The organism is Acidovorax sp. GW821-FHT09B03 (assembly GCF_059418305.1).
On record NZ_JBWKPP010000014.1, the window covers coordinates 34,921 to 59,624 of the forward strand.

At 68.4% G+C, this 24,704-nt stretch carries 30 protein-coding genes; 25 read left to right on the plus strand and 5 right to left on the minus strand.

Translation table 11 applies throughout. The features are described 5' to 3' along the window. The first annotated feature begins 40 nt into the window (after positions 1–40). Positions 41–1,060: an NADP-dependent oxidoreductase gene (locus tag AC07PA_RS22165; RefSeq protein WP_494606495.1), complete on the plus strand. Its 1,020-nt coding sequence runs from the start codon at positions 41–43 to the stop codon at positions 1,058–1,060. Between the two features lie 24 nt (positions 1,061–1,084). Here the strand turns inward: AC07PA_RS22165 and AC07PA_RS22170 are convergent, their stop codons facing one another. Next, positions 1,085–1,426, minus strand: a complete 342-nt coding sequence (locus AC07PA_RS22170; protein WP_494606493.1) for a hypothetical protein — start codon at positions 1,424–1,426, stop codon at positions 1,085–1,087. Between the two features lie 86 nt (positions 1,427–1,512). Continuing rightward, a complete protein-coding gene (locus AC07PA_RS22175; protein WP_494606491.1) occupies positions 1,513–2,001 on the minus strand; it encodes a MarR family winged helix-turn-helix transcriptional regulator in 489 nt (162 codons plus the stop codon). A 158-nt stretch (positions 2,002–2,159) separates the two neighbouring features. Here AC07PA_RS22175 and AC07PA_RS22180 point away from each other — a divergent pair, with 158 nt between their 5' ends. From AC07PA_RS22180 to AC07PA_RS22250, 15 genes are all read left to right on the plus strand, one after another. Beyond that, positions 2,160–3,146 carry a Bug family tripartite tricarboxylate transporter substrate binding protein gene (locus AC07PA_RS22180; RefSeq protein ID WP_494606489.1) on the plus strand — a complete coding sequence of 329 codons (987 nt, stop codon included), beginning with the start codon at positions 2,160–2,162 and terminating at the stop codon, positions 3,144–3,146. 27 nt (positions 3,147–3,173) lie between these two features. Then, positions 3,174–4,196, plus strand: coding sequence for an amidohydrolase family protein (locus AC07PA_RS22185; protein ID WP_494606487.1), 1,023 nt, complete (start codon positions 3,174–3,176; stop codon positions 4,194–4,196). Between the two features lies 1 nt (position 4,197). Continuing rightward, a complete protein-coding gene (locus AC07PA_RS22190; protein ID WP_494606485.1) occupies positions 4,198–4,557 on the plus strand; it encodes a NifU family protein in 360 nt (119 codons plus the stop codon). After that, positions 4,554–5,576, plus strand: coding sequence for a fumarylacetoacetate hydrolase family protein (locus tag AC07PA_RS22195; RefSeq protein ID WP_494606483.1), 1,023 nt, complete (start codon positions 4,554–4,556; stop codon positions 5,574–5,576). Before AC07PA_RS22190 ends, AC07PA_RS22195 begins: the two co-directional genes overlap by 4 nt. 25 nt (positions 5,577–5,601) lie before the next feature. After that, positions 5,602–6,063, plus strand: a complete 462-nt coding sequence (locus tag AC07PA_RS22200) for a nuclear transport factor 2 family protein (protein ID WP_494606481.1) — start codon at positions 5,602–5,604, stop codon at positions 6,061–6,063. 241 nt (positions 6,064–6,304) lie between these two features. Further along, a complete protein-coding gene (locus AC07PA_RS22205) occupies positions 6,305–7,420 on the plus strand; it encodes a porin (RefSeq protein ID WP_494606479.1) in 1,116 nt (371 codons plus the stop codon). Between the two features lie 289 nt (positions 7,421–7,709). Beyond that, positions 7,710–8,909, plus strand: a complete 1,200-nt coding sequence (locus tag AC07PA_RS22210) for a TCR/Tet family MFS transporter (protein WP_494606477.1) — start codon at positions 7,710–7,712, stop codon at positions 8,907–8,909. 90 nt (positions 8,910–8,999) lie between these two features. Further along, entirely contained in the window at positions 9,000–9,539 is a 540-nt protein-coding gene (locus tag AC07PA_RS22215) for a hypothetical protein (RefSeq protein ID WP_007858264.1), read from the plus strand. Positions 9,540–9,687: 148 nt separating this feature from the next. Then, positions 9,688–9,924, plus strand: a complete 237-nt coding sequence (locus AC07PA_RS22220; RefSeq protein WP_145696388.1) for a hypothetical protein — start codon at positions 9,688–9,690, stop codon at positions 9,922–9,924. A 102-nt stretch (positions 9,925–10,026) separates the two neighbouring features. Further along, complete coding sequence (locus AC07PA_RS22225) at positions 10,027–10,497, plus strand: hypothetical protein (RefSeq protein WP_494606475.1); 471 nt, start codon at positions 10,027–10,029, stop codon at positions 10,495–10,497. A 143-nt stretch (positions 10,498–10,640) separates the two neighbouring features. Further along, positions 10,641–10,859, plus strand: a complete 219-nt coding sequence (locus tag AC07PA_RS22230; RefSeq protein WP_007858249.1) for a hypothetical protein — start codon at positions 10,641–10,643, stop codon at positions 10,857–10,859. A gap of 195 nt (positions 10,860–11,054) precedes the next feature. Beyond that, the gene (locus AC07PA_RS22235; RefSeq protein ID WP_494606473.1) at positions 11,055–11,216 is read left to right on the plus strand and encodes a hypothetical protein; all 162 of its coding nucleotides are present in this window, start codon (positions 11,055–11,057) and stop codon (positions 11,214–11,216) included. A 145-nt stretch (positions 11,217–11,361) separates the two neighbouring features. Further along, complete coding sequence (locus AC07PA_RS22240) at positions 11,362–11,946, plus strand: hypothetical protein (protein ID WP_007858245.1); 585 nt, start codon at positions 11,362–11,364, stop codon at positions 11,944–11,946. 187 nt (positions 11,947–12,133) lie between these two features. Continuing rightward, positions 12,134–12,394: a hypothetical protein gene (locus AC07PA_RS22245; RefSeq protein ID WP_494606470.1), complete on the plus strand. Its 261-nt coding sequence runs from the start codon at positions 12,134–12,136 to the stop codon at positions 12,392–12,394. A 191-nt stretch (positions 12,395–12,585) separates the two neighbouring features. Next, complete coding sequence (locus AC07PA_RS22250; protein ID WP_007858237.1) at positions 12,586–12,732, plus strand: hypothetical protein; 147 nt, start codon at positions 12,586–12,588, stop codon at positions 12,730–12,732. A 385-nt stretch (positions 12,733–13,117) separates the two neighbouring features. Here the strand turns inward: AC07PA_RS22250 and AC07PA_RS22255 are convergent, their stop codons facing one another. Further along, positions 13,118–13,411, minus strand: a complete 294-nt coding sequence (locus AC07PA_RS22255) for a hypothetical protein (RefSeq protein WP_007858235.1) — start codon at positions 13,409–13,411, stop codon at positions 13,118–13,120. Positions 13,412–13,552: 141 nt separating this feature from the next. Here AC07PA_RS22255 and AC07PA_RS22260 point away from each other — a divergent pair, with 141 nt between their 5' ends. The 3 genes from AC07PA_RS22260 to AC07PA_RS22270 all read left to right on the plus strand — a co-directional run bounded on the left by AC07PA_RS22260 (position 13,553) and on the right by AC07PA_RS22270 (position 17,256). Next, positions 13,553–13,936, plus strand: coding sequence for a response regulator (locus tag AC07PA_RS22260; protein WP_007858234.1), 384 nt, complete (start codon positions 13,553–13,555; stop codon positions 13,934–13,936). A 151-nt stretch (positions 13,937–14,087) separates the two neighbouring features. Further along, a complete protein-coding gene (locus tag AC07PA_RS22265; protein WP_494606467.1) occupies positions 14,088–16,292 on the plus strand; it encodes a response regulator in 2,205 nt (734 codons plus the stop codon). A gap of 52 nt (positions 16,293–16,344) precedes the next feature. After that, complete coding sequence (locus tag AC07PA_RS22270) at positions 16,345–17,256, plus strand: glutaminase (RefSeq protein WP_007858232.1); 912 nt, start codon at positions 16,345–16,347, stop codon at positions 17,254–17,256. 99 nt (positions 17,257–17,355) lie between these two features. Here AC07PA_RS22270 and AC07PA_RS22275 read toward each other — a convergent pair whose 3' ends face one another. Then, on the minus strand, positions 17,356–19,617 hold the full coding sequence (locus AC07PA_RS22275) for a sensor domain-containing diguanylate cyclase (protein ID WP_494606699.1): 2,262 nt from the start codon (positions 19,615–19,617) through the stop codon (positions 17,356–17,358). A 265-nt stretch (positions 19,618–19,882) separates the two neighbouring features. Between AC07PA_RS22275 and AC07PA_RS22280 the strand changes: the two genes are divergently transcribed. Then, positions 19,883–20,086, plus strand: a complete 204-nt coding sequence (locus tag AC07PA_RS22280) for a hypothetical protein (protein ID WP_007858227.1) — start codon at positions 19,883–19,885, stop codon at positions 20,084–20,086. A 127-nt stretch (positions 20,087–20,213) separates the two neighbouring features. Here AC07PA_RS22280 and AC07PA_RS22285 read toward each other — a convergent pair whose 3' ends face one another. Further along, on the minus strand, positions 20,214–20,366 hold the full coding sequence (locus AC07PA_RS22285) for a hypothetical protein (protein WP_007858225.1): 153 nt from the start codon (positions 20,364–20,366) through the stop codon (positions 20,214–20,216). Between the two features lie 392 nt (positions 20,367–20,758). On the opposite strand from AC07PA_RS22285, the gene AC07PA_RS22290 reads away from it, so the two are divergent. The 5 genes from AC07PA_RS22290 to AC07PA_RS22310 all read left to right on the plus strand — a co-directional run bounded on the left by AC07PA_RS22290 (position 20,759) and on the right by AC07PA_RS22310 (position 24,683). Beyond that, positions 20,759–21,406 (plus strand): hypothetical protein, encoded by a 648-nt coding sequence (locus AC07PA_RS22290; protein ID WP_007858224.1) that lies wholly within the window; start codon positions 20,759–20,761, stop codon positions 21,404–21,406. 247 nt (positions 21,407–21,653) lie between these two features. Then, complete coding sequence (phaR, locus tag AC07PA_RS22295) at positions 21,654–22,229, plus strand: polyhydroxyalkanoate synthesis repressor PhaR (protein WP_007858222.1); 576 nt, start codon at positions 21,654–21,656, stop codon at positions 22,227–22,229. A gap of 22 nt (positions 22,230–22,251) precedes the next feature. Further along, on the plus strand, positions 22,252–22,710 hold the full coding sequence (locus AC07PA_RS22300) for a hypothetical protein (RefSeq protein WP_494606464.1): 459 nt from the start codon (positions 22,252–22,254) through the stop codon (positions 22,708–22,710). Positions 22,711–22,839: 129 nt separating this feature from the next. After that, positions 22,840–24,231, plus strand: a complete 1,392-nt coding sequence (gene rimO, locus AC07PA_RS22305) for a 30S ribosomal protein S12 methylthiotransferase RimO (protein ID WP_007858220.1) — start codon at positions 22,840–22,842, stop codon at positions 24,229–24,231. A gap of 11 nt (positions 24,232–24,242) precedes the next feature. Beyond that, entirely contained in the window at positions 24,243–24,683 is a 441-nt protein-coding gene (locus tag AC07PA_RS22310; protein ID WP_494606461.1) for a hypothetical protein, read from the plus strand. Positions 24,684–24,704 lie beyond the last annotated feature (21 nt).

Here is a 24,704-nt window from a genome sequence, read left to right on the forward strand (position 1 = left end):
TCGACACTGCCCACCTGTTTTTTTGATTCAGGAGATGGCAATGGCGACGACAGCAACGATGAAAGCGGTCCGGCTGCACGCATTTGGCGGCCCCGAGGTGCTGCGCTGCGAGGACGCGCCCAGGCCCACGCCGAAGGCCGGCGAGGTGCTGGTGCGCGTGCACGCGGTGGGCATCAACCCGCCGGACTGGTACCTGCGCGAGGGCTACCGCATGCTGCCGCCCGAGTGGCAGCCCGCCATCGCGCTGCCCACCATTCCGGGCACGGACGTCTCGGGCACGGTCGAGGCCGTGGGGCCGGGCGTGCAGGGCCTGGCCGTGGGCGACGAAGTCTTCGGCATGCTGCGCTTTCCGAGCTATGGCGAGAGCGCGGCCTATGCCGAGTACGTGGCGGCACCTGCCACCGACCTGGCGCGCAAGCCCGCCGGCATCGGCCACGTGCAGGCCGCCGCGGTGCCCATGGCGCTGCTCACGGCGTGGCAGTTCCTGGTGGCGCTGGGGCACGACCATCCCAACCCGCTGCAGCCGCACAGGCACCAGCCGGTGCCGCTGGCCGGCAAGACCGTGCTCGTCAACGGCGCGGCCGGTGGGGTGGGGCACCTGGCAGTGCAGGTGGCCAGGCAGCAGGGGGCGGCGCAGGTCATCGCGGTGGCGTCGGGTGGGCACGAGGCCTTCTTGCGCGGCATCGGCGCCGATGGCTTCATCGACTACACCCGGCACGCGCCCGAGGATGTGGCGCGCGGGGTCGACCTGGTGCTGGACACCCTGGGCGGGCCCACCACCGGCCGCTTTCTGCAGACGCTCCAACCCGGCGGGGCGCTGTACCCCGTGTTCCCGCTGGGCTACGGCGGTGCCGAGGACGCTGCGCGGCAGGGCTTCACGGTGTCGGCCACGCAGGTGCGCTCCAGCGGGGCGCAGCTCGGGCAGCTGGCTCGCCTGCTCGACGCGGGCACGGTGCGCGTGGCCATCGACAGCACGTTTGCACTGGCCGATGCGCGCAGCGCGCACGAGCGCGCGGCGCGCGGGCACATCCGCGGCAAGATCGTGCTCACGGTGCGCTGAGCGGGGCCGGCGGGCGCTGCGCCCTCAGAGGTCCCGCACCAGGGGGTAGGCCTTGACCAGGCAGGCGACACCCAGGCCGGTGAAGGCGATGGCCGGGCCGTAGTCGCCCATCAGCCAGTAGGCGACGTACATGGCGGCGGAGATCCATTTCGCATTCATGGATGGCTCCCCAGGGTGGAAACACATCACCACCCCTGCGGCGAGGAGACCGGTGCCCAGCAGGGAAAAGCCGATCCAGGCCAGCGGATGCGGCGCCTGGTCGGCGGCGGCATGGGTGGGTGGAGCAGGCTCCTTGCCCTGGCGGGAAGCCCACAGGATCGCTGCAGCGACCGCGATCACGCCGAAAAGTAGGTAGAAGTTGGGCACAGGGGGAGCGGGTTTTGCGGGCCCTGCATTGTGGGCCCGGGTGCCCGCATTTCCAACGGCAAATGGGCAGCGGCAGCCGCCTGGGCCTACCCGTTGATCCCCGCCATGCGGGTCAGCAGCCGGTTGAGCGTGTCGACCTCGGCGCGGGTCATGCCGGCGGTGATCTCCGACTCGCGCTGCACCACGTAGCTGCGCAGCTGGGCCAGCACGCGCTCGCCCTTGGGGGTGATGCGCAGCTCGTTGGAGCGCTTGTCCGTGGCGGACTGCTTGCGCTTGACCAGGGCCATCTCCTCCAGCCGCACGATGGCGGGCACCAGGCTGGACTTTTCCAGGCCGATGGCGCTGGCCAGGCGCGAGTGGCTCAGGCCCGGGTTGCAGCTGAGCAGCTCCAGGATCTCGAAGCTGCCCGGGCTGAGGCTGGTGCCCTCCACCTCCATCGAAAAGTCCTTGAAGGTCCGCAGGTAGGCGATGCGCAGCTGCCTGCCCACCAGGGTGGGCAGGACGCCCATGCGCATCGCGCCCTTGCCATCGCTATCGAGGGCGTCTGCATCGTGGGGGGCTTGGCTGGCACTCATCGGTTGCGGAGTCTCCTGGGTTTCGGCAGAACCTGCCGCGGGTAAACCCCAGGGCAAATTGGTTTGACGTCGAACCATATCACACCTAAACTAGTTTTACATCGAACCAATTTGCATGGTCCGGGAACAGGGGCAGCAAGCCCTCAAGGAGACAAGCGATGAAATGGATGATCCACGTGGCCGCCCTGGCCATCGGCCTGTCGGCCCTGCCGGGCAGCTGGGCGCAGGCCCCGGATGCCAAGGCCTATCCCACCAAGCCCGTGCGGCTGGTGGTGCCGTATGCAGCAGGGGGTGGGGGGGACGCGGTGTTCCGCCTGGTCACCGAGCCGCTGGCCGCGCGGCTGGGCCAGCCGCTGTACTTCGACTACCGCGCCGGGGCCGGTGGCACCATCGGCCTGAACCTGCTGAGCAAGGCCGAGGCGGATGGCTACTCGCTCGGCGTGGGCAGCAGCGATGCCGTGGCGCTGGCGCCCAACTACCACGCCCGGCTGGGCTACGACCCGCAAAAAGACCTGCTGCCCATCGCCATCGTGGCCGAGATGCCGCTGGTCCTGCTGGTCAAGGCCGACTCCCCCATCAATGGCTACAAGGACCTGGTGAAGATGGCGGCCGACAAGCCCGGCTCGGTGGCCTATGGCACGCCCGGCTCGGGTTCGGCGTCGCACATCATGGGCGCGCTGCTGGCCAGCGGCTCGGGCGTGGAGTTCACGCACATCCCCTACAAGGGCACGGCCCCGGCGATCCAGGACCTGCTGGGCGGCCAGGTCACCACCATCATCACCTCGGGCTTCGATGCCGTGCCGCTGGACAAGGCCGGCCGCGTGCGTGCGCTGGCGGTGTCGGGCACCCAGCGCTACGCGCTGCTACCCAAGACACCCACGGCCAGGGAGCAGGGCGTGGACCTGGTCGACGAGCTCAAGGTCTGGTTCGGCGTGTTCGCGCCGGCCGGCGTGAGCAAGGCCATCGTCGCCCGCCTGTCACGCGAGATCGACCAGATCATCTCCACCGAGCAGTTCAGGACACGCTCGGCCGAGCTGGGCTTCGTGCCCATCCACACCACGCCCGAGCAGTTCCAGCTGCGCGTGCAGGAAGACACCACGCGCCTGGCGGCGCTGGTGCGCCGCACCGGCGTCAAGCCCGACTGATCCCCGCGCCACCACGAGAACCGACCCATGATTGAAGACTGCTTCATTTTCGACAACGTCATCCACCTGTACGACCTGTCCAACGCCAACGTGCGCCAGGACGTGGCCGACGCGCAGGAGGCGCGCGACCACACGCTGGAAGAGGTCGCCCGCCTGCGCTGGACGGGCTACCCCCTGCACGAGGACAAGGCCTTCGACTGGGGCCGGCGCTGGGGCGTGGACGACATGTACGACCTGGTGTTCAAGAAGGCCCCGACCGACATGGCCATGGCCCAGGTGGTGCCCATGTTCGACTGGTTCAAGGACTGGTATGCGCCGGTGAAATCGCAGCACGCGATGGCACAGGCCCACCCCGGGCGCGTGTTGCTGTGCGGCGGCGTGGACCCGGCCTACCAGGGCCTGTCGGCCGCGCTGGAGCAGATGGAGTACCAGGTCAAGGAACTGGGCGCGCGCTCGCTCAAGTTCTACAACGGCCATGTCAACACGCGCCAGTGCTGGCGCTGCGACGACGAGAAGATTGCCTACCCGCTGTACGAGCGTGCGCGCGAGCTGGGCATCAAGGTGATCCAGTTCCACAAGGGCAACCCGCACGGCCTGCAGAACATGGAGTACCTGAGCCCCATCGACCTGCAGGCCCCCATGCGCGACTTCGCGGACATGGATTTCATCGTGCACCACTTCGCGCTGCCGTACTTCGACGAGATGGTGTCCATCACCGCGCGCTTTCCCAACGTCTACCTGTCGCTGGCCGGCTACATGGCGATGTACCGCATCGCGCCGCGGCGCGTGCAGCACCATATCGGGCGGCTGCTGCAAGTGGGCGGTGCGGGCAAGCTGCTGTGGGGCTCCGAGGCGGCGCTGGCCGGCGGCCCCAAGCCCTACCTGGACGCCTTCATGGGCATGCAGATCCCCGACGACCTGCGCGACGGCTACGGCTACCCAGAGATCACGCACGAGGACAAGCGCGCCATCCTGGGCGAGAACTTCGCGCGGCTGATGGGCGTGGACATCGCTGCCAAGCGGGTCGAGTTCGATGCCCTGGGGCGCTGACATGGCCACCGCTGCCATCGACACCCAGGCCCTCGCCACGCGCATCGCATCGGTCAACGTGCTGGTGCGCTCCCATGCCGGCGAGATCGAGCTCGTCGGCGTGGCCGGCGACGGCCGGGTCACCGTGCGCTACACCGGCATGTGCGCGGGCTGCGACTACCGCCCCGTGACCACCGCCGGCACCGTGGAGCCCGCGCTGCTGGACGTGGCGGGCGTCACCTCCGTGGCGGTGGCCGGGCCCCGCATCTCGGAAGCCGCCAGCGCGCGCATTGGCGCCACCCTGGACCAGACCGCGGCGCGCGAACGCGCCGTGCAGCTCGTGCGGCAGATCGAACACGACAAGAGGAAATCCATCCCATGAAACTGGCCACCTACCTTCCCGCCGGCCGGCGCGAGCCGCGCATCGGCATCTACCTGGAGCATGCCGGTGGCGCCTACCTGGTCGATGCCGTGCGCGCCTATACCCAGGTGCTCTCGCAGGTAGACCGCGAGCCCGGCGCGGCCGCCACGGCCACGGCGCTCATCACGCACGACATGAAGACCCTGCTGGCCGGCGGTGCCACGGCCATGGCCGCATGCCAGCGCGCGTTCGACCAGGTCCGGCACTGGCTGGGCAGGGGCGCCGGTGGCGTGCAGCAGCTGCTGGAGTGCGGTGTGCTGCATGGGCGTGGCAGCGTGACCCTGCTGGCACCCATCCCGCGGCCGGGCAAGGTGGTGGCCATCGGGGCCAACTACCGCGCGCACATCGAGGAGGGGCGCGACACCGGCGCCATCACCGAGCTGCCCAGCTACCCGCCGGCCTTCCTCAAGATGTCGACCGCGGTGGTGGGCTCGGACCAGCCCATCGTCTACCCCGGCTTCGGCCACGAGCTCGACTACGAGGTCGAGCTGTCGATGGTGGTGGGCCGCAACTGCCGCGACGTGGCCGCCGAGGACTGGCTCGACTGCGTGGCCGGCTTCACCATCGTCAACGACCTGAGCATGCGCGACGTGATCCTGGAGGAGAAGGCCTCGGGCATCGTGTTCGCGGGCAAGAACTTCGAGTCGGCCTGCCCGATGGGGCCATTTTTGGTCACGCGCGACGAGATCGCCGACCCCGGCAACCTGCGCATCGGCCTGCGCGTCAACGGCCAGGTGCGGCAAAGCGATTCCACGCGCAGCATGCTGTTCAGCTGCGGCCAGATCTTTGCGTACTGGTCCCGGCTGGGGCTCGAATGCGGGGACGTGATCACCACCGGCACGCCGGGCGGCGGCGCCGGCTTTCACCGCAGGTTCCCCGAGCGCCTGCTGCAGGTGGGCGATGTGGTGGAAGCCGAGATCGAGGGCCTGGGCACGCTGCGCAACCAGGTCGTGAAAGCCGATGCGCACCCCCGTTTTTGATGCCATGCAGAAAAGGAAACCGACCATGAAAAAACTGTTTGCGTTGTGGGCTGCGGCCCTGTTGGTGGTGGGCTGCTCGTCGCCGGGGCCCGGCGCGCCGGCCCCATCGGTGGAGCAGGCCAACACCCGGCTGGTGCTTGAGTTCTACGAGGTGGTGCTCAACGGCAAGAATGCCGATGCCGCGGCCCGCTACGTGGCCGGGGACTACATCCAGCACAACCCGCGTGTGCCCACGGGCCTGGCGCCGCTGCAGGGCTTTGTGCGCGAGCTGCAGCGCAGCGCGCCGCAGGCACGCTCCACCGTCAAGCGCGTGGTTGCCCAGGGCGACCTGGTGGTGCTGCACTCCCATGCGCAGCGCGGCGGGCCCGACGACCGGGGCATGGCCCTGGTGGACATCTTCCGCGTGCACCAGGGAAAGATCGTCGAGCACTGGGACGTGATGCAGCCCGTGCCCGAGACCGCCGCCAACCAGAACGGCATGTTCTGAACCCGCCGCGGCAGCACACCGGCTGAACACCGGCCGCACCCTGACCACCACAGCCCCGTGACCGCTGGCCGTCCGCCGGCGGCGGGAGCGTGCGCCCACGCCGCCCATGAATCAGGGGCGGGGCCCAGCAGTTCCTGCATGCGCTTCCTGGTGCCCGGCTTGCCCGGTGCCTGGCCGCCGCATGCCTGAAGCAAGCAACCAAGCAACCAAGCAAACCAACTGGATGGATGGAGACAATCCCATGAAGAAGACAGCAACCCTGTTGGCCGTATGGGCCGTGGCTGGCACGGCAGCGGCGCAATCGTCCGTGACCCTGTTCGGCGTGGTCGACGCCACGCTGCAGCACATCTCGAACACGGGTGGCGCCAGCGTCAGCCGGCTGACCAATTCGGGCTTCAGCAACTCGCGCCTGGGCTTTCGCGGCGTGGAGGACCTGGGCGGCGGCCTGTCCGCATCGTTCTGGCTCGAGGCGGGCCTGAACAACGACGATGGCACCGGCCTGGCCACCAACAGCAACAACCAGGCTTCGGGCGCGGCCCCGGCGGCTGCAGGCGGGCAGGGGCTGACCTTCAACCGCCGCTCCACCGTGAGCCTGGCGGGCCCCTGGGGCGAGGTGCGCCTGGGCCGCGACTACACGCCGCAGTTCTGGAACCTGACCATCTTCGACCCGTATGGCAACGTGGGCGTGGGCGCCACGCTGACCTTCGGCAGCATCGTCACGGGCGCGCCCTTCACCGCGGCGCGGGCCTCCAACAGCATCGGCTACCTGCTGCCGGGCAACCTGGGTGGCTTCTATGGCCAGGTGATGCACTACCGCGGCGAGAACGCCAGCAATGCCGCGGGCGGCACCGCCAGCGACGGCACGGGCATCGGGGCGCGCTTTGGGTACGCCAGCGGGCCTGTGAACGTGGCGCTGGCCCTGGGCCGCACCCAGCGCGCCGGGGCGCTGGGCGATATACGGCAGGCCAACATCGGCGCGCAGTGGGACCTGGGCGTGGCGCGGCTCATGGGCCAGGTCACCCGCGACACGGGCTCTGCCAGTGCCGTGGCAGGCGGCCCGGCGCTGCGTGCCGACGGGCATGGCTGGCTCGCCGGTGCCCTGGTGCCCGTGGGCGTGGGCGAGGTGCGGGTGTCGTACTCGCAGTACCGGCAGGAGTTTGCCGCGTCCGACAACCGCGCGCGCAAGCTGGCACTGGGCTATGTGCACAACCTGTCCAAACGCACGGCGCTGTACACCACCTATGCACGCTTGAACAACCGTGGCGGTGCGTTCGCCACGGTCACCCAGGGCGCGGGCAGCCCGGCGGCCAACGGCAGCTCCAGCGGCTTCGACGTGGGCTTGCGCCACAGCTTCTGAGCACTGCCCGCGGGCTTTCCGATCTCCGAGGTGTTGGGGCTGCCGGCCATGCAGGGCTGGCAGCCCGCTTTTTTTCGCGCGGGTGCGCGCCGTGCCATACTGTGGCCCACAACAACCGCGAAAAACGGCCGTTGGCCTTCGCCAGGTGGGCACACCCCCTGCAGCCAGCGGCCGCGCACACGCCATCGGCCCCCACAGGGGTGATCCGGCCAGCGTTTCCCCCGACATCCGTCGGACCTTGTTGCGAGCACCTTGAACTGTGCCCGCACAGACTGGAACGCCTGCCGCCATGCACCACCGTACCCCCTCCCTCTTCGCCATCTACCTGTGCGTTGCGCTCGATGCCATGGGCATCGGCCTCGTGTTTCCCATCCTGCCCGCGCTGGTGCAGGACGTCACCCAGGCGGCCCAGGTGGCGCCGGTCATCGGTGTGATGGCGGCGCTCTACGCCGCCATGCAGTTGGTGTGCGCGCCGGTGCTCGGTGCGCTCAGCGACCGGCTCGGGCGCCGGCCCGTGCTGCTGCTGTCGCTGGCCGGGGCCTGCGCCAGCTACCTGCTGCTGGCCTGCGCACCCAGCCTGCCGCTGCTGCTGCTGGGCCGCGCTGTCGCGGGGCTCACCGGCGCCAACATGTCGGTGGCCACGGCCTACCTCACGGATGTGACGCCCGAGGACCAGCGGGCCCAGCGCTTTGGCCTGTTCAACGCCATGTTCGGTGCGGGCTTCATCGCCGGGCCGGTGTTGGGTGGCCTGCTGGGCGACCACGGGGTGCGGCTGCCCTTCATCGCGGCGGCGGTGCTCAACGGCGCCAACTTCGTGCTGGCATGGGTGTCCCTGCCCGAGTCGCGCCAGGGCCGCGGGGAGCGCATCGACCTGGCCGCCTTGAACCCGCTACGGCCGCTGGCCTGGGTGTTCTCGCAACGGCAGTTGCTGCCCCTGGTGCTCACCTTTTTCATGCTCGCCGCGACCGGGGAGGCCTATGGGGTCTGCTGGGCCCTGTGGGGCGGCGACGCCTTCCACTGGAACGGCACCTGGATCGGGCTGTCGCTGGGTGCGTTCGGCGTGTGCCAGATGCTCGTGCAGGCCTTCGCGCCCGGGCCGGCCAGCCGCTGGCTGGGCGAGCGCGGCGCGGTGCTCACGGGTGTCGCCTGCGCCTGCGGGGCCCTGGTGGCCATGGCCTTCATGCGCCAGGGCTGGATGGTGTTCGTGGCCATGCCGGTGTTTGCGCTGGGCAGCATCGGCACGCCTGCGCTGCAGGCGCTGGCCAGCCGCCAGGTGGGTGCCGACCTGCAGGGGCAGTTCCAGGGCGTGCTGGCTTCGGCCATCAGCCTGGCGTCCATCATCGCGCCGCTGGGCTTCTCGGCGTTCTACCACGCCGTGCGGTCGGACTGGCCCGGCGCCATTTGGCTGGTGGTGGCGGCGGTGTACGCGATAGCCGTGCCGCTGGTGGTGCTGGGAACGCGGCGCTCCCGCATACCGGACAGGGTGTAGCAGATTTGCCATGGTTTTCGAGTATCGGGATTCCGACAAGCCAAACTTTTATCTTGGCGCCTGGGCCGTGCCTGCGGGCAGAATGGGGTGATGACACGCACCCCGGACATCGCCCTTACCGATCAGGAACAAGCATGGCTGGGCCAGATCGACTTCAGCCGCCGGCACGACGATGCCACCGTGCGCTCGCTGGAGCCCATGGCGCGGCTGTTCGAATCGCTGCAGGGGCGGGGCGCCATCCCTGTGGAGCGCATTCGCTACTACACCGTGCCCGACCGCTATCCCGCAGGGCGCGGGCGCTCGCGCGAGGACTGGTTCGAGGCCAACGGCAGCCCCGCCGGCGGGGCGCACCTCGCCGCCAGCTTTCTGCCCCGGCTCGAGTACTACCTGTATGGGCCGAACCTTCCGGCCGACATCCTGGCGGCGTTTCGGCAGGCCGCGCTGTCCGATGGCCGGCTTTCCAGCTGGGAGATCGAGCGGCTCAAGCCCAGCGCCATGCAGGTGGTCAAGGCACTGCCGCAGGAAATCTCGCTTTCGGCGGAGGAATTCCTGAAGCTGGCCTTCGAGTGCGGTGCACAGCCGAGCGCGGCGACCTCGCTGTGGGAATCACTGTGCAAGGCGCGGCGGTAGGTTGGTCAGACAGGGCACCGGGCGGCAAGACCCGCCATGCAGCAAGGGCAGCCAGCGGCCTGCTGCCTGCGGCTTGTGGCGCACAATGGCCTGCACCTGTGCGATTTTCGCGGGGGCTGGCCTTTTTTCCCTGCGAAAGTGAACCGACATGAATGATTTCGAACAGCGCCTGCTCGCCACGGCGCATGTACGTGCGCTGGCCGCGGAGATCCGTGAGGAGGCCGCCCTGTCCGCAGAGCGCACGGCCAGCAAGACCGCGCAGACCTTCAACCGGATTGCCTGGAACGCCAGCAACCCCGTGATCGACTTCGTTCCGAACGCCCTGGACGAGTTCGCGAAGGTGGCAGACATCATCCGCAGCCATTCGGCCACCCCATCGGCATAGCGGGCTGGTCGTCTGTGCTGGCGGGGCCCTCGTGCGGCGCAGTGGGTGGCATTGCCGGGCGGCGGTTGCCGAAGGCGCTCTGGCAGCATCGGAGAAGACGGTATGGCAGCGAAGTTCACCGACTACCTGGACGCGGTCACGCCGCACAGGATCGCGTACTCCACGCAGGAGTCGGGCTCGGCGCTGCGCGAGTTCCTGGCGCTGGTCGACGAGTACCGCAGTGCCCTGGCAACCCTGGGCATCACGGTAGGCCAGCACAGCGGCGATGGCGAGAAGCTGCTGACCTTCGGCACGCCGGTGGGTGACATCGACCTGTCCCGCCGCTGGATCCTGGGCGGCGAGAACTACATGGACCGGGTCGCCGTGTTCAGCTGCGCATCGCGGGTGCCGCTGCAGGGCGATGTGGTCCTGGCCTTCGTGCGTTTCAAGGCCGCATCGAACCAATGGGTGCTGCCGGATGGCCAGCCGTTCCCGTTCTCCGGCGGACGGTACCAGCGCAGCGGGGTGGCCACCGCCTTGCAGCATGCCATGGCGCACAAGCTGCGGCTCGACACCGAGGCACTGCTGCCCTGAGCTGGGGCGGAGCACGGCAGTCGAGGGTGGCTTTGTAGGCATTGGCTGACGCGCGGGGCCACCCACCCGCCGTACAGTGGTCCATCGATGTGCTGGCGTGCTGCCCTGCGGGGTTGCCAGCGTGGACAGAAAAGGACCTGCCGATGGCCATGGTGACAACGGAGCACCGCTTGCGGTGCAGCGATTCGGACAGCTGCTGGGTGACCCTGGTGCGCGGTGAGAAATGGTCGGTGGTGTCGGTGGAGCTGACCGGGGGCGAGGTGCTCAACGTAGGCCCCGAGGACGCTTTCGATACCGAGGACGAGGCCCTGGCCCACGCGCGCAGCTGGGTGTGCGAGCACAGCGGCAAGGTGTTCGAGTAGCCGCCGCTCCTGCGATCCATCCTTTCCTCTCCTTTTCCTCCCCTTCTTTTTCGTGCGCTCTTCGTGCGGTATGTCACATCCGCACCCATTTCCAAAGTGCGATCGGGTCCGTCTGCTGCGAGGATGGGAACTTGTCTGACACGGACGGCTGGGCTTGCCAGCTACCTTTGCATACATCCAACCCGGGAGAGCACCATGAACACCAGCAAACCATTCCAGCGCCAGATGTCCTTTGCCGATGCCGGCCTGGCAGATGACGGTGAGCTGGAGTTTGGCCAGTACGGCCCGCGCGTGATGTGGCTGGCCGCCGCCGCGGTCATGCTGCTGGTGGCCGTGGTGACTTTGGCTGCCGGCTGAAGAGCGGCTCCGGCGCGGCCGGTTACCGCAGGCAACGCCGCTTGCCGCAGCGCCGGCCCGCGCGCACACTGCGGGTGGGCCGACAGGACTGCAGGGGGGCGGCACCTGCGCACCAACCACACAAAGATACCGGGGGAAATCCACCATGAGTACCATGCATCCACTGGCACGCGGCGCCGCTCTGGGCGCTGCGCTGCTGTTGTCCTGCGCCGCCATGGCGCAGGACTATCCCTTGCGCTCGCGCGATGAGCTGGGCCCCAGGGCGCGCGCGCAGTACGACCGCTGTGTGGACAACGCCACCAACAAGCCCACGCCCACGGGCATCCAGATCGCCCTGCGCGTGTGCGACGAGAACTTCCTCATGGCCCGTGTGCCGGGGGAGCGCACGCCGCGCCTGAGCGCCGAGGCGCGGGCCAAGCGCCTGGCCGAGGAGTACAACTCCGACGCGCGCGAACGGCGCGACGGGCGCATCCTGTCCACCTCGGCCACGCATGCGGGCCGGCATGTGACGGTGAAGTTCCTGGTAAGCCCAGCCGGGGTGCGGCCGGATTTCGAGGCCGTGGTGGAGCGCGAGCTGATGGGCACGCTGTGCCGTGATCCGCATGTGGTTCCCGACCTGCAGGCGGGTGTGCGGCTGAGCTACATCTACGACGACACCGCCATGCGCCGCTTGGCGAATGTGACGGTATCACAGTCCAGGTGTGGCGAATGGCCCTGGAACCGCATGTAAAAAGCGCTTTCTGCTGCCAAATCCATGCTGCAAAGCCGCCCTCCGGGCGGCTTTTTTCGTGGCGCCACGGGGCTGGCCGGGGTGCGGGTTTTCCGCAGCCAGGAATGGCATTTGTCCGACAGCCCGGACGCTCGCCGGCCGTTAACTTCAGTGCACCACACAAGCCAGGAGGAACCACATGAAAAGCATGAGCAACACATCGGGCCACTACGGCATGCTGCAGGGCGTTGACGGTGCGGGCGATTCGCGGGTGTTCGGCGTGGCCGCCACCATCGCGGTGCTCCTGGTCGCGGCCGTGGTGGCCTTCAAGATGGCCGGGCCGGAGATCAAGGCCAGCGTGCTGAGCCACCTGCCCGTGGCGTCCCAGCCCCTGGCGGCGCAATCGGCGTCGGCCCCGTCCCCGCGTGCGGACACGCCTGCACACGGCCTGACCATCGGCGAGCACTGACACGCCAGCGCAGGTGCATTTTTGCCCGTGGACGCCAAGCCGCTGCGGGCCGCAATACGTCAAGCAACAGCCCATCGGGGCACCAGGTTTTTGGCGGCTGTCACAACTGGAGGGCACAGCTGCAGGCACCATGGAGGCCTGTTTCTTGCAGACGCCTTTTCTGTCTGCAATCCGCCTTCTTCGCCTGCTCCATGGTCCTGTACAAACCCGGCTCCCAATTCCTCTACAAAGGCCGCGTCGTCACCGTCGACTACATCATCATCCGCAAAACCGGCATGTGGATCCGCCTGGTGGGGCATGAGGAGTCGTGCCTGCCCGAGGCGCTGACGCCGCTGTGAGCCCCCGCGGCCCACGCGCCATGCCTTTCGGCGGGTGCAGGGTTCCGTCAGGGTGAATTGATGCTTGCCGGGGTCTCGGGATTCACATCTGACTCGGGCGGGTGGGGTGCCGGGGCCGTGGGTGTGGTGTCACCGCGCTTGGGCGCCGTGTCCGCAGGCTTGCGTTTGCCAGCGGTGGCATCGGTTTCCGTGAAGGCCGGGGTGGGGCGATCCGGATCTTTGCGGGGCTTGCTGTCGGGTGATGGGGACTGAGTGGCCATGGGGCCTCCGCGGCTGCGCAAAAGTACAGTGTGCGCAGGCATCCGGGGCGCGGCTGTAGGACGATGCCGCTACCCGGGCGGCCATCGCACGCAGGCCACAACTGGCGGGCCGCGTTTCTGTCTGCCTATTTCTGGGTCTTGGCGGCGGCGCTTTGCTTGGCGTCGATCTCGCGCAGCAGGTCGTTGGACTTTTCGAGTGCTTCGGCCGTCTCGTTGAGCTGCTGCTCAAGCTCGTCGGTGCGTTCCACGGCGGCCTGCAGGTCACCCTCCAGCGAATCGGGCGGGATTTGCGTGGACAGCACGGCGTGAACCACGTTGAGTTCGCTGGCCGTGGCCTTGATCTGCTCGGCCGCTTCGGCGTTCTGGTTCAGCACATCGGCGATTTCTGCGGCCTGGGGTGGGGTGGCATCACGGGACATATTTCAGGCTCAGTGGTGGAAAAGATCACACAATCGTGTAGCAGCCCCTACACGCGGGGCATATGCCTACACGCCGGATTCGGTTGCGCGCTTAGATTGTAGGCAGCTTCCCTCTATCCGGTGTAACCGGCACGGTCCACGATGCCTTTCATCACCATCCTTGTCGAAGACAACAAAATGATCAGTGAGACCCTGGTCCCGGCATTGGAGGAGCTGGCCAATGCACGCGTTGTTGCCATTGCCGCCACGGCCACCGGCGCCCGGCACGCGCTGGAACGCTGGCACGGCCAGTGGCAGCTGATGGTGGTGGACCTGTTCCTGGCCGCCGGCTCCGGCCTGGAAGTGCTGCAGGCCGTGCGCCAGCGCAATCCCGGCCAGCATGTCTACGTGCTCTCCAACTACGCCACGCCCGACATGCGCCGCCGCTGCCAGGCGCTGGGCGCCGATGGCGTGTTCGACAAATCCACCGAGCTCGATGCCTTCTTCGCGCAGTGCATGGCGCTGCCCGATCCCGCTCCCGGTTGAAGGTGGGGCGGGTCAGAGCGTGCCCACCCCATGAACACCCGGTGGTTCAAATGGGTTTGAGAAGGTACAGTGCGCCATCATTGGGCCATTGGTGGGCGATTCCCGAGCGGGGACCCATCTGCCCACAAGAACGTGTTCAACGAGACACCCCATGCAACTGAGCGCAGCCGCGTTATCCACCGTCATCAACAGTGCCACCGACACGGCCATCATCGCGCTGGACAGCCGTGGCGCCGTGCTCAGCTGGAACCCCGGTGCCGTGCGCCTGCTGGGCTGGACCGAGGACGAGATGCGCGGCCAGACGCTGCTGCGCATCTTCCCTGAGGAGACGAACCCCCAGGCGCGCGTGACCGAGGAGATGGCCGATGCCCTGGCCAAGGGCCGGGGCGGCCACGAGGGCTGGCGCATGCGCTCCGATGGTTCGCGCTTCTGGGCCGTGGGCGAACTCACGCCAGTGACCGACCCTGCTGCCGCGCCCGTGGCCTTTGTGAAGGTGCTGCGCGACCGCACGCAGTGGAAGGTGTCCGAGGATGCGCTGCGCGAGGAAAAGCGCACGCTCGAGGTGCTCAACCGTGCCGGTGCCACGCTGGCGCGCGAGAACGACCTGGCCAAGGTGGTGCAGGCGGTGACCGATGCCGGCGTGGAGGTCACCGGCGCGCAGTTCGGGGCCTTCTTCTACAACCTGGTGAACGAAGCCGGCGAGAGCTACACCCTGTACACCCTGTCGGGGGCACCGCGCGCGGCGTTCGAGGACTTTCCCATGCCGCGCAATACGGCGGTGTTCGGCCCCACCTTCGGGGGCGAGGGCATCGTGCGCTCGGACGACATCACCCAGGACCCGCGCTATGGCCACAGCGCGCCCTACCACGGCATGCCCAAGGGCCATCTGGCCGTGACCAGCTACCTGGCGGTGCCGGTGGTCAACCGCGCCAGCGAAGTGATCGGCGGGCTGTTCTTCGGTCACTCCCGTGCGGGGGTGTTCACCGAGCGCTCCGAACGCTCGGTGGCGCTGCTCGCGGCCGAGGCGGCCATTGCCATCGACAATGCACGTCTGTTCGAGGCCGCGCAGCGCGAGATCGAAGAGCGCCGCAAGGCCGAGGCCGCGCTGCAGACGCTCAACGCCACGCTGGAGTCGCAGGTCGCCGAGCGCAGCGAGCAGCTGCGCCTGCACGAGGAGGCGCTGCGCCAGGCACAGAAGATGGAGGCCGTGGGCCAGCTCACCGGCGGCATCGCGCACGACTTCAACAACCTGCTGCAGGGGATCATGGGCAACCTGCAGCTGCTGCGCAAACGGCTGGGGCAGGGCGTGCAGGGCGCTGCGGCCGACCTGGACACCTACGTGGGGCGGGCCCTGTCCTCCACCTCGCGCGCGGCGGGGCTCACGCACCGGCTGCTGGCGTTCTCGCGCCGCCAGCCGCTCGATCCCAAGGCCGTGCGGGCCAATCCGTTGGTGATGTCCATGCAGGATCTGCTGCTCCAGACCATCGGCGAAAAGGTGGAGCTTGCGCTGCAGCTGTCGCCCACGCTGTGGACCACGCTGTGCGACGAGAACCAGCTCGAAAGCGCCATCCTCAACCTGGCCATCAACGCCCGTGACGCCATGCCGGCCGGCGGCCGCCTGACCATCGAAACCCAGAACGCCGAGCTCGACGCGGCCTATGCCGCCGCCCTGCACGGCGTCAAGCCCGGCCCCTACGTGTGCATCAGCGTGACCGACACGGGCACGGGCATGACGGCCGAGACCCTGGCCCATGCCTTCGAGCCCTTCTTCACCACCAAGGCGGTGGGCGAGGGCTCGGGCCTGGGACTGTCGATGATCTATGGCTTCACCCGCCAGTCCGAAGGCCATGCACACATCTTCAGCGAGTACGGGCAGGGCACCACGGTCCGTATCTACCTGCCGGCCCACTTCCATGCCGAGGACCGTCCCGCTCACCCATTGCCCGCGCCCGCCGCCACGGCGGCAGCGGCCAAGGGCGAGGTGATCCTGGTGGTGGAGGACGAAACCCTGGTGCGCGAGATGGTGGCCGAGGTGTTGCGCGACCTGGGCTACCAGGTGCTGGAGGCGCACGACGGCCTCTCGGGGCTGGACCAGCTGCGGGTGCGCGAGCGGCGCATCGACCTGCTCATCACCGACGTCGGCCTGCCGGGGCTCAACGGCCGCCAGGTGGCCGAGGCGGCCAGCGCCGAGCGGCCGGACCTGAAGATCTTGTTCATGACCGGCTATGCCGAGAAGGTCTCGGCCTCGCAGCCGTTTGTCTCCCCCGGCATGGAGATCCTCACCAAGCCCTTCGAGGTGGACGACATGGCGCGCCGGGTGCGCGCCCTGCTGGATGGCAGCGTGGAGCGCCGATGAGAGCCGATGAGCGCCGGTGACCCCTGTCTGCCCGCAGGCCGATAATCGGCGCATGCAGTTCCAGCCCGTTCTTGAAGAAATCGTCCAGGCCTTGCGCCCAGAGCTCGGGGCCGAGGGCCAGGTGGCCAACTACATCCCGGCGCTGGCGCGGGTGCCGGCAGCGCAGTTCGGCATCGCGCTGCGCACCTGCGACGGCCAGGAGGCGCAGGCCGGCGACAGCGCCACGCCGTTCTCGATCCAGAGCATCTCCAAGCTCTTCGCGCTGACCCTGGGCATGCAGGCCCTGGGGGACAGCCTGTGGGAGCGCATCGGCCGCGAGCCCTCGGGCAACCCGTTCAACTCGCTGGTGCAGCTCGAAGCCGAGCAGGGCATGCCGCGCAATCCCTTCATCAACGCGGGCGCCATCGCCGTCACCGACCGCCTGGTCAGCCGGGGCGATGCCAAGGTCGCCATGCTGGAGCTGCTGTCCAGCCTGTGCAACGAGCCGGTGCACTTCGACGAAGAGGTGGCTGCCTCCGAGGCGGCCACCGGCTTTCGCAACATTGCGCTGGGCAACTTCATGAAGAGCTTCGGCAAGATCGACAACGATGTCGCCGCCGTGCTGGATGCCTACTTCCACCACTGCGCGGTGGGCATGAGCTGCCTGCAGCTGGCGCGCGCCACCGGCTACCTGTGCCGCGACGGCCGCCACCCGTTCAGCGGTGAGCCACTGCTCACCGAGCGGCAGACTCGCCGCATCAACTCACTGATGCTGACCTGCGGCACCTACGATGCCGCCGGTGAATTCGCCTTCCGCATCGGCCTGCCGTGCAAGAGCGGTGTGGGCGGCGGCATCGTGGCCGTGGTGCCCGACCGCCTGAGCCTGTGCGTCTGGTCGCCCGCGCTGGACGGGACCGGCAATTCGCTGCTCGGCATGCGCGCCCTGGAAATGTTCACGGCCAGGACGGGGCTGTCGGTGTTCTGAGCCCCAGGCGCCCCAGGGTGCTTGTGCCCCCGGCCTCGCCACGGCCCTGGCGTTCGCCGAGCGGGGCGCCTGGCCGGCCGGCCGGGATGGGCCTGTGGGTCACAGCACGCTCGCGGGCGTCTCGTCGGTGGCAAAGCCCGCGCGGCCCTGGCCCTTGGCCTGGTAGAGGGCCATGTCGGCGCGCCGGGTGAGGGTGGTGGGCCTGCCGTCCGCCGATGGCGCGACGCAGGCCACGCCGATGCTCAGCGTGACCCAGGGCCCCAGGGGCGAGGCGCCGTGGGCGATGCGCGCGGCCGCCATCGCGTCCAGCAGCCGCTGCGCGACCAGGCGGGCGCCCTCCATGGTGGTCTCGGGCAGCAGGATGGCGAACTCCTCGCCGCCGTAGCGCATGGCGCGCTCGTGCGAGCGCCACAGCGCATCGCGCAGCACGCTGGCCACGCGCCTGAGGCATTCGTCGCCCGCCTGGTGGCCGTGCCGGTCGTTGAAGCGCTTGAAGTAGTCCACGTCCACCATCAGCAGCGACAGCGCGGAGCCCTGGCGCGCGTTGCGCGCCCACTCGGCCAGCAGCGTGTCGTCGAACAGGCGGCGGTTGCCCAGGCCGGTGAGCGCGTCTTGGTAGGACAGCTCGGACAGGGTGGCGTTGAGCCGCTCGAGCTCCAGCGCGGCCTGCTTGCGTGCCGTGATGTCCTGGAAGGCCCCCGCCAGGCGCACGATGGCGCCATCGCGGCGGATGGCCTCGCCCTGCGTGCGCACCCACAGCAGGCGCCCCTTGGCGGAGACGATCTGCAGCTCCAGGTCCCAGGGCGTGCCGTGCTGCACGCACCTTTCCACGGCGGCGTCGATCAGGGGCCGCGATGCCGGGGTGTAGTAGTCGAGCGTGCGCGGCAGGTCGGGAGCGCTGCCGGGCTCCAGGTCGTGGATGCGGTAGACCTCGTCGGTCCATTGGGACTGTCCCGTGGCCAGGTCCCGCGTCCAGCCGCCGATCCGGGCGATCTCGCCGGAGCGCTTTTGCAGCAGGGCGGCATCCGCCAGTGCCGCCTCGTTGGCCTTGCGCTCGGTGATGTCCATGAAGGTGCCGATCATGCGCAGGGGTGCGCCGCCCTCGGCGCGCTCGGTCACCTTGCCGCGGCTGAACAGCCACACGAACTGCCCGCCATCGCCTACGCTGACGCGGAACTCGTTTTCGTAGGCCGGGCTGGCCCCCTTGAGGTGGCTGGCGAAGGCGGCGGTGTTGCCGGCCCGGTCGGCCGGGTGCAGCGTGGCGGTCCATTCATCGACGGAGCGGACCACCTCGGCATCGCCGTAGCCCAGCATGCGCGCGCCCCGGGCGTCGATGCGCAGCTGGCGCGCGTCCACCTGCAGCTCCCACAGGCCCAGCTGCGCGCCGTCGAGCGCACGCTCCAGGCGGGCCGCCGTCAGCTGCAGCGCGGCCTGCGAGGCCTCTTCCTGCGCCAGCAGCCGGCGCAGGCGGCGGCGCTCGAACAGGCGCAGGCCGGTGGCCAGCACCAGCACGGCGGCATACAGGGTAGCATACAGGCGCACCTGGGCGTACCAGGGGGCGTAGACCTCCGAGCGCTCGCGGCTCACGGCCAGCACCACGGTGTTGTCCAGCCCCAGGCCCTGCGGCTTCACGCTGGCCAGCACCACCAGCCGCTCGCGGCCGGTGGCCGGCACCAGGCCCTCGTACACCGTGTTCTGGCGCTGGCTCTGGACATGGGCCTCGAACGCGGAGCCCGGCCTGGACAGGTTGGCCATGCGCTCGGAGCCCGTGCTGGGCACGGTCACGAAGACCTCGCCATCGGCATGCGCCATGGTCGCCCGCATGTCGGGTGCGAACAGCGCCGCGCGCAGGGTGAAGGCAAAGAACTCGTCGTCCAGCGTGGCAGTGACCGCGCCCGTGAACTGCCCGGCGGAATCGAACACGGCGCGCGACAGGTGCAGCGCCACGCCCTCGTCGTCCGAGGCCGAGGGGCGCGAGAGGTAGAGCGCATGCGGGTCCGGCCGGCCCTGCACGGTGCGAAAGAACTCCTTGGCAAAGAAGTCGCGGCCCACGTCGACGGCCCGGTCGGACGCCACGGCCGTGCCATTGGCGTCGTACACCGCCAGCCCGCGCACGGCCTGGATCACGTCGGTGAGCAGGTGCAGCTGGCGCGAGGAGTCGGCGCTCGAGACCGCCAGCGCCGAGGCACGGTAGTCCCGGCTGATGCGCGTGAGCGCCTCGTTCAGGCCCTTGAGCTGGCGTGTGAGGTTTTCCGAGACATAGCGGCTCACGTCCTGCAGGCGGGCCACCTCGACCTCGCGGATGGCGTGGCGCACCGTGTACAGCTGCACTGCGAGGGCCACCCCGGCCAGGGCAAACACGAACAAGAACACCCGCCACGGTTCGAGCCGCAGCGAAGAGCGGTCTTTGGCAGAAGACCCTGGGGAGTCGGTTCGCGAAGAAAACACCTGCCGGGCCTTGCCTTTCATCCATCCCTGTGTGCACAAGGGGCCCGCGCACCGGCTGTCTGGGCAGCACCGGGCGCGCGCGGGTCACGGTGGGGTCACATCACCCGTGGAATATACGACCGATAGGGCCATTGGGGGAGGTCCATACTCTGTGCTTTCCTTCCTGCGAAAGCACCCCATGTCCCTCACCATCCGCGACGCTGCCCCCAATGAAAAGCGGGGCAACGCCATGTCTGCGGCATTGGCCAAGGAACAGCTCCAGTATGCGGTGCAGATTGTCAAGGATGTGCTTCCCACCCAAGCGGGGGATGCCGCACTGATCGGTGCCGTGCTACAGGCCATCGCCTCCAACTACGCCGCGGTGCCGCAGCCCAACCGGTAAACGGGCCAAAACACCCCGGTAACCCTGGGGCAACACAGCCCTCGTGGCCAGATTCTTCCCGTGCACGGCAGGTGCGCGCGCATCGCCTTGCGCACAGCCGGGGGAACTGCGCCCCCGGTACGGCTGCTCAAAAGTGGGGCGGCGGGTCCTGCACGGGCGACTCTGCCGGGCCGGGTGGCGGGTCGCCCTGGGGCGGCTCGGGCGCCCAGGCCGGTTGGGGCGGCTGCTCGAGTGGCGGGGTATCGATGGGGGGCATCGGCTGCGGTGCGGGTGCTGGCATGGTGAACTCCTGTGAGGTGGTGGTCTGTAAACCACCGTACCTCCGTCCCCGGGTTGCGTATGCCAGCCAATGCCTATACCTGGGGCAGATGAAGCCGCCCGCTGGCCCGTCATTGGTGCTGTTGGCTGCTCTTATGTGGCTAGTTGGTGTGTGTTGCCATGTTCTATGAGACGATTGGCAGCGGTGGGTGCTGAAAAATGAGGCGCTATCTGCATCTGGATGTGTTCTTGATCACCAGCATGCAGCCCCACCCTGGCGGACAATACACCCATTAAGGTGTGGTGCATGTGCTACGCCGCCACGTCGGGTTTCGCAGATTGTTGCCCGACTCAGTTGGTTACGATGTACGTTAACGGTTACAGGCCCGCAAGGGCTTCCAGGAGAGATCAGACGTGAAACCGAACCCCAAAAACCTCGCGGTTGCGGCGTTTCTCGTGAGCGCCATGGCCGGGGCCCAGGCAGCGGATCCGGCAGTGTTCGATGGCACGACCGGCACGCTGAGCCTGCCCGTGCTGCAGATCGACAACGCCAGGTACTTCAATGTGGTGATCAAGCTGCTGGACGCGGGCGTGCTCAAGGCCGGTGATCCCGCCGTGGTGGGCGAGGACAACCAGTTCCTCAGCAACGGCAACCTGCTGCTCGTGCCCAGGCTGGCCCTGGGCAAGGATATCTTCACCCAGGTCAGCCTGGGCAACCCCTCCTTTTCGCTGGTGAGCTATGGCGGCGTGGTGACGAACCCGCCCTTCACCGGCGTCGGAAGCACCGGCCACCTGCTGGACGTGCGCGTGACGGCCGTTTCCACGGCGCAAAACCCCATCACCCTGGTCAATGTCACGCGGCCGATGAGCCAGCAGGAGTTCTGCAGCGATGCGTCACTGCGCCTGCCCATCACCCAGAGCCAGCAGCAAAGCGCGCTGGCCGGCAACTGGACGGTCAAGGCCTGCACCTTCAACGTCATTGAAGGCACCGGCGCCATCGCCATGACGCTGAGCGTGTCGGGCCTGGCCCTGCCTTACAGCGCCACTTACGTCTACCACTGACCGGCGCATTGCGCGCGCAGCAACACCCAAAGGGGCGGCACACGGCAGTGCGCGCCCCTTTGGCGTTTCTGGGGCTTTTGTGGCGCGCTACCCTTCGTCCCGCAGGCAGGCAGCGCTGTCAAATGCGCGACTCTTCCCAATCAGGGTATTCCTTTGCCGGTGGCACGGCCGGGACTGCCTAGAATCTGTTGCACTGCAATAGCCATAGACCAGTCACACATGGGCCCGAGCGCCCGAGGAGTCCGTAGTGCCCGACAAGAAGAGCAGCGCCCCCGCTGGAGCCGCAACCGCAACTGCAGCACCCGCCGCCGGCGGCAAGTCTGCACAGCGCGTGATCAAGAAGTACCCGAATCGCCGCCTGTACGATACCGACACCTCCACCTACATCACGCTGGCCGAAGTGCGCGAGCTGGTGATGGCCCACCACAACGTGGTGGTGCGCGACGCCAAGACGGGTGAAGACCTCACGCGCAGCATCCTCCTGCAGATCATCCTGGAAGAAGAGGCCGGCGGCGCCCCCATGTTCACCGAGGCGGTGCTGGCCAACATCATCCGCTTCTACGGCCATGCCATGCAGGGCTTCATGGGCGCCTACCTCGAAAAGAACGTGCAGGCCTTCACCGACGTGCAGGCCCAGCTGGCCGAGCAGAGCCAGAGCGTCACGCCCGAGATGTGGGCCCAGTTCATGAATCTGCAGTCGCCCATGCTCAAGGGCATGATGGGCAACTACGTCGAGCAGTCCCAGTCCATGCTCACGCAGATGCAGGAACAAATGCAAAAACAGACAGAGCAGATGCTGGGGGCCTTCGGCCTCAAGCGCTGACCCAAACGAAGCGGAGGTCGCCATGGGCTTTCTGCAACGCCTTTTCGGGGGAGGGGGCCGCAGGCTCGAACACCCCGTCTTCGGCGACCTGCTGCTCATCCGTGCCAAACACGGTGCTTACTGGGAAGGCGAGACCCAGCTGGCTGGCCGCCCCCTCACCCTGGCGATCGAGGCCCCGGGCGAGGCCGAGCCCGGGCCGGGGCAGGTGGCGTTTTTCGAGCGCTACACCCAGGACCCCGACCTGGCCTTCCACAAAGGGGAGGACCTGCTGGTCGGCGAGTACGAGCAGTGGGTGCGCCGGCAGTTTCCCGCCGACTGGCAGGAGGCGTTCACCTGGGTGGCCCTGTCGATTCCGGCCGATGGCGACGAGTTCAAGCCCTGGGACCTGTCGTTCGAATGCCTGCAGGACGGCACGGCGCGGCGCCATTTCACTTGCTTTATCGAGCGCGGGCATGTGGTGCGGGTGGAGGTGAGCGGGTAGCCACGCCCACCTTGCGGCCAGGCACACCGTCGCCCTGGCAGCCACTGGGCCCCGCCAAAAGGCATCTGCCTGCCCCTGGAGAGCCCCCTCCATACCCCTTTGCCCCCAGAACTGGGACAATACGGGGATATGAGCGAAGTACTGTCCCCCACGAAAACACCCAAAGTCGGATTTGTCAGCCTGGGCTGCCCCAAGGCGCTGACCGATTCCGAACTGATCCTGACGCAGCTGAGCGCCGAGGGTTACGAAACCTCCAAGACCTTCCAGGGGGCGGATCTCGTCATCGTCAACACCTGCGGCTTCATCGACGATGCCGTCAAGGAAAGCCTGGACACCATTGGTGAGGCGCTGGCCGAGAACGGCCGGGTCATCGTCACCGGCTGCCTGGGCGCGCGTGCCGGCGAGGATGGCGGCAACATGGTGCGCCAGATGCACCCCAGCGTGCTGGCCGTGACCGGCCCGCATGCCACGCAGGAGGTGATGGACGCCGTCCACCTGAACCTGCCCAAGCCGCACGACCCCTTCATCGACCTGGTGCCCGGCAACTTCGGCATTGCGGGCCTGAAGCTCACGCCCAAGCACTACGCCTACCTCAAGATCAGCGAGGGCTGCAACCACCGCTGCACCTTCTGCATCATCCCCTCGATGCGCGGCGACCTGGTTTCGCGGCCCATCGGCGACGTGCTGAGCGAGGCCAAGGCCCTGTTCGAAGGCGGCGTGAAGGAGCTCCTGGTGATCAGCCAGGACACCTCGGCCTACGGCGTGGACGTGAAGTACCGCACCGGCTTCTGGGACGGCAAGCCCGTGAAGACGCGCATGCTCGAACTGGTGCAGACCCTGGGCGAGATCGCCGAGCCCTACGGCGCCTGGGTGCGCCTGCACTACGTGTACCCGTACCCGAGCGTGGACGACGTGCTGCCCCTGATGGCCACGGGCCGCGTGCTGCCCTACCTGGACGTGCCGCTGCAGCACAGCCACCCCGACGTGCTCAAGCGCATGAAGCGCCCCGCCAGCGGCGAGCGCAACCTGGAGCGCATCCAGCGCTGGCGCGAGATCTGCCCCGAGCTGGTCATCCGCAGCACCTTCATCGCCGGCTTCCCCGGTGAGACCGAGGAAGAATTCGCACACCTGCTGGACTTCGTGCGCGAGGCGCAGATCGACCGCGCGGGCTGCTTCGCCTACAGCGACGTGAACGGCGCCGCCGCCAACGAGCTGCCCGGCATGCTGCCCATGGAAGTGCGCGAGGAACGCCGCGCCCGTTTCATGGCCGTGGCCGAAGAAGTCTCCATCGCCCGCCTGCAGCGCCGCGTGGGCGCCACCATGCAGGTGCTGGTCGACTCCGCCCCGGGCCTGGGCCGCAAGGGCGGCGTGGGCCGCACGTATGCCGATGCGCCCGAGATCGACGGCACGGTGCAACTGCTGCCGCCCGAGAAGATCAGCAAGACCATGAAGGTGGGCGAGTTCACGCGCGCCCGCATCGTGGGCGTGCGCGGTCACGACCTGATCGCGCAGCCGATCTGATCGGCAGGCCCATGGCAAGGACCTTGCGCGCATGCCTGGTCCTGGCGGCTGCCTTGCTGCTGAGCGGGGCAGGGCATGCCGGCTGCTCCGAGGTCTGGTCCGGGCGCTCCAGCACCCATGAAGTCACCGTCTCCGATGGGGATTGTGAATACGGCAAGCTGATGATCGGGGTGAACAGCCGCAAGCCCGCGAAGCTGCCATCAGGCGCAGCCCAGGCCTCGGCGCCGGGCATGATTGCCTTCGACAGCCAGTGCCAACTGGCCCCGGACCTTGTCTCAAGCTTTGCCTGCCGCGCCGACGGTAGCACGGTGCTGGCCGGCGCCACCTACCGCCGGGTGCCTGGTACCAAGAAGGTCTGTGGCGACCCCCGCTGGTCGGTGTACCAGTGTGTCAAGGGCTGCAGCCAGCCGGGCACGCCGCGGGTGTTCAGGATCGAGCCCTACGAGTGCTGAGGCGCTGGCGCCCCGAGGTAT

Excerpts from the sequence above, each read along its gene's own strand:
- AC07PA_RS22165 (WP_494606495.1), top strand. The coding sequence starts at position 41 with ATGGCGACGACAGCAACGATGAAAGCGGTCCGGCTGCACGCATTTGGC.
- AC07PA_RS22175 (WP_494606491.1), bottom strand. The coding sequence starts at position 2,001 with ATGAGTGCCAGCCAAGCCCCCCACGATGCAGACGCCCTCGATAGCGAT.
- AC07PA_RS22180 (WP_494606489.1), top strand. The coding sequence starts at position 2,160 with ATGAAATGGATGATCCACGTGGCCGCCCTGGCCATCGGCCTGTCGGCC.
- AC07PA_RS22185 (WP_494606487.1), top strand. The coding sequence starts at position 3,174 with ATGATTGAAGACTGCTTCATTTTCGACAACGTCATCCACCTGTACGAC.
- AC07PA_RS22190 (WP_494606485.1), top strand. The coding sequence starts at position 4,198 with ATGGCCACCGCTGCCATCGACACCCAGGCCCTCGCCACGCGCATCGCA.
- AC07PA_RS22195 (WP_494606483.1), top strand. The coding sequence starts at position 4,554 with ATGAAACTGGCCACCTACCTTCCCGCCGGCCGGCGCGAGCCGCGCATC.
- AC07PA_RS22200 (WP_494606481.1), top strand. The coding sequence starts at position 5,602 with ATGAAAAAACTGTTTGCGTTGTGGGCTGCGGCCCTGTTGGTGGTGGGC.
- AC07PA_RS22205 (WP_494606479.1), top strand. The coding sequence starts at position 6,305 with ATGAAGAAGACAGCAACCCTGTTGGCCGTATGGGCCGTGGCTGGCACG.
- AC07PA_RS22210 (WP_494606477.1), top strand. The coding sequence starts at position 7,710 with ATGCACCACCGTACCCCCTCCCTCTTCGCCATCTACCTGTGCGTTGCG.
- AC07PA_RS22215 (WP_007858264.1), top strand. The coding sequence starts at position 9,000 with ATGACACGCACCCCGGACATCGCCCTTACCGATCAGGAACAAGCATGG.
- AC07PA_RS22220 (WP_145696388.1), top strand. The coding sequence starts at position 9,688 with ATGAATGATTTCGAACAGCGCCTGCTCGCCACGGCGCATGTACGTGCG.
- AC07PA_RS22225 (WP_494606475.1), top strand. The coding sequence starts at position 10,027 with ATGGCAGCGAAGTTCACCGACTACCTGGACGCGGTCACGCCGCACAGG.
- AC07PA_RS22230 (WP_007858249.1), top strand. The coding sequence starts at position 10,641 with ATGGCCATGGTGACAACGGAGCACCGCTTGCGGTGCAGCGATTCGGAC.
- AC07PA_RS22235 (WP_494606473.1), top strand. The coding sequence starts at position 11,055 with ATGAACACCAGCAAACCATTCCAGCGCCAGATGTCCTTTGCCGATGCC.
- AC07PA_RS22240 (WP_007858245.1), top strand. The coding sequence starts at position 11,362 with ATGAGTACCATGCATCCACTGGCACGCGGCGCCGCTCTGGGCGCTGCG.
- AC07PA_RS22245 (WP_494606470.1), top strand. The coding sequence starts at position 12,134 with ATGAGCAACACATCGGGCCACTACGGCATGCTGCAGGGCGTTGACGGT.
- AC07PA_RS22250 (WP_007858237.1), top strand. The coding sequence starts at position 12,586 with ATGGTCCTGTACAAACCCGGCTCCCAATTCCTCTACAAAGGCCGCGTC.
- AC07PA_RS22255 (WP_007858235.1), bottom strand. The coding sequence starts at position 13,411 with ATGTCCCGTGATGCCACCCCACCCCAGGCCGCAGAAATCGCCGATGTG.
- AC07PA_RS22260 (WP_007858234.1), top strand. The coding sequence starts at position 13,553 with ATGCCTTTCATCACCATCCTTGTCGAAGACAACAAAATGATCAGTGAG.
- AC07PA_RS22265 (WP_494606467.1), top strand. The coding sequence starts at position 14,088 with ATGCAACTGAGCGCAGCCGCGTTATCCACCGTCATCAACAGTGCCACC.
- AC07PA_RS22270 (WP_007858232.1), top strand. The coding sequence starts at position 16,345 with ATGCAGTTCCAGCCCGTTCTTGAAGAAATCGTCCAGGCCTTGCGCCCA.
- AC07PA_RS22280 (WP_007858227.1), top strand. The coding sequence starts at position 19,883 with ATGTCCCTCACCATCCGCGACGCTGCCCCCAATGAAAAGCGGGGCAAC.
- AC07PA_RS22285 (WP_007858225.1), bottom strand. The coding sequence starts at position 20,366 with ATGCCAGCACCCGCACCGCAGCCGATGCCCCCCATCGATACCCCGCCA.
- AC07PA_RS22300 (WP_494606464.1), top strand. The coding sequence starts at position 22,252 with ATGGGCTTTCTGCAACGCCTTTTCGGGGGAGGGGGCCGCAGGCTCGAA.
- rimO (WP_007858220.1), top strand. The coding sequence starts at position 22,840 with ATGAGCGAAGTACTGTCCCCCACGAAAACACCCAAAGTCGGATTTGTC.
- AC07PA_RS22310 (WP_494606461.1), top strand. The coding sequence starts at position 24,243 with ATGGCAAGGACCTTGCGCGCATGCCTGGTCCTGGCGGCTGCCTTGCTG.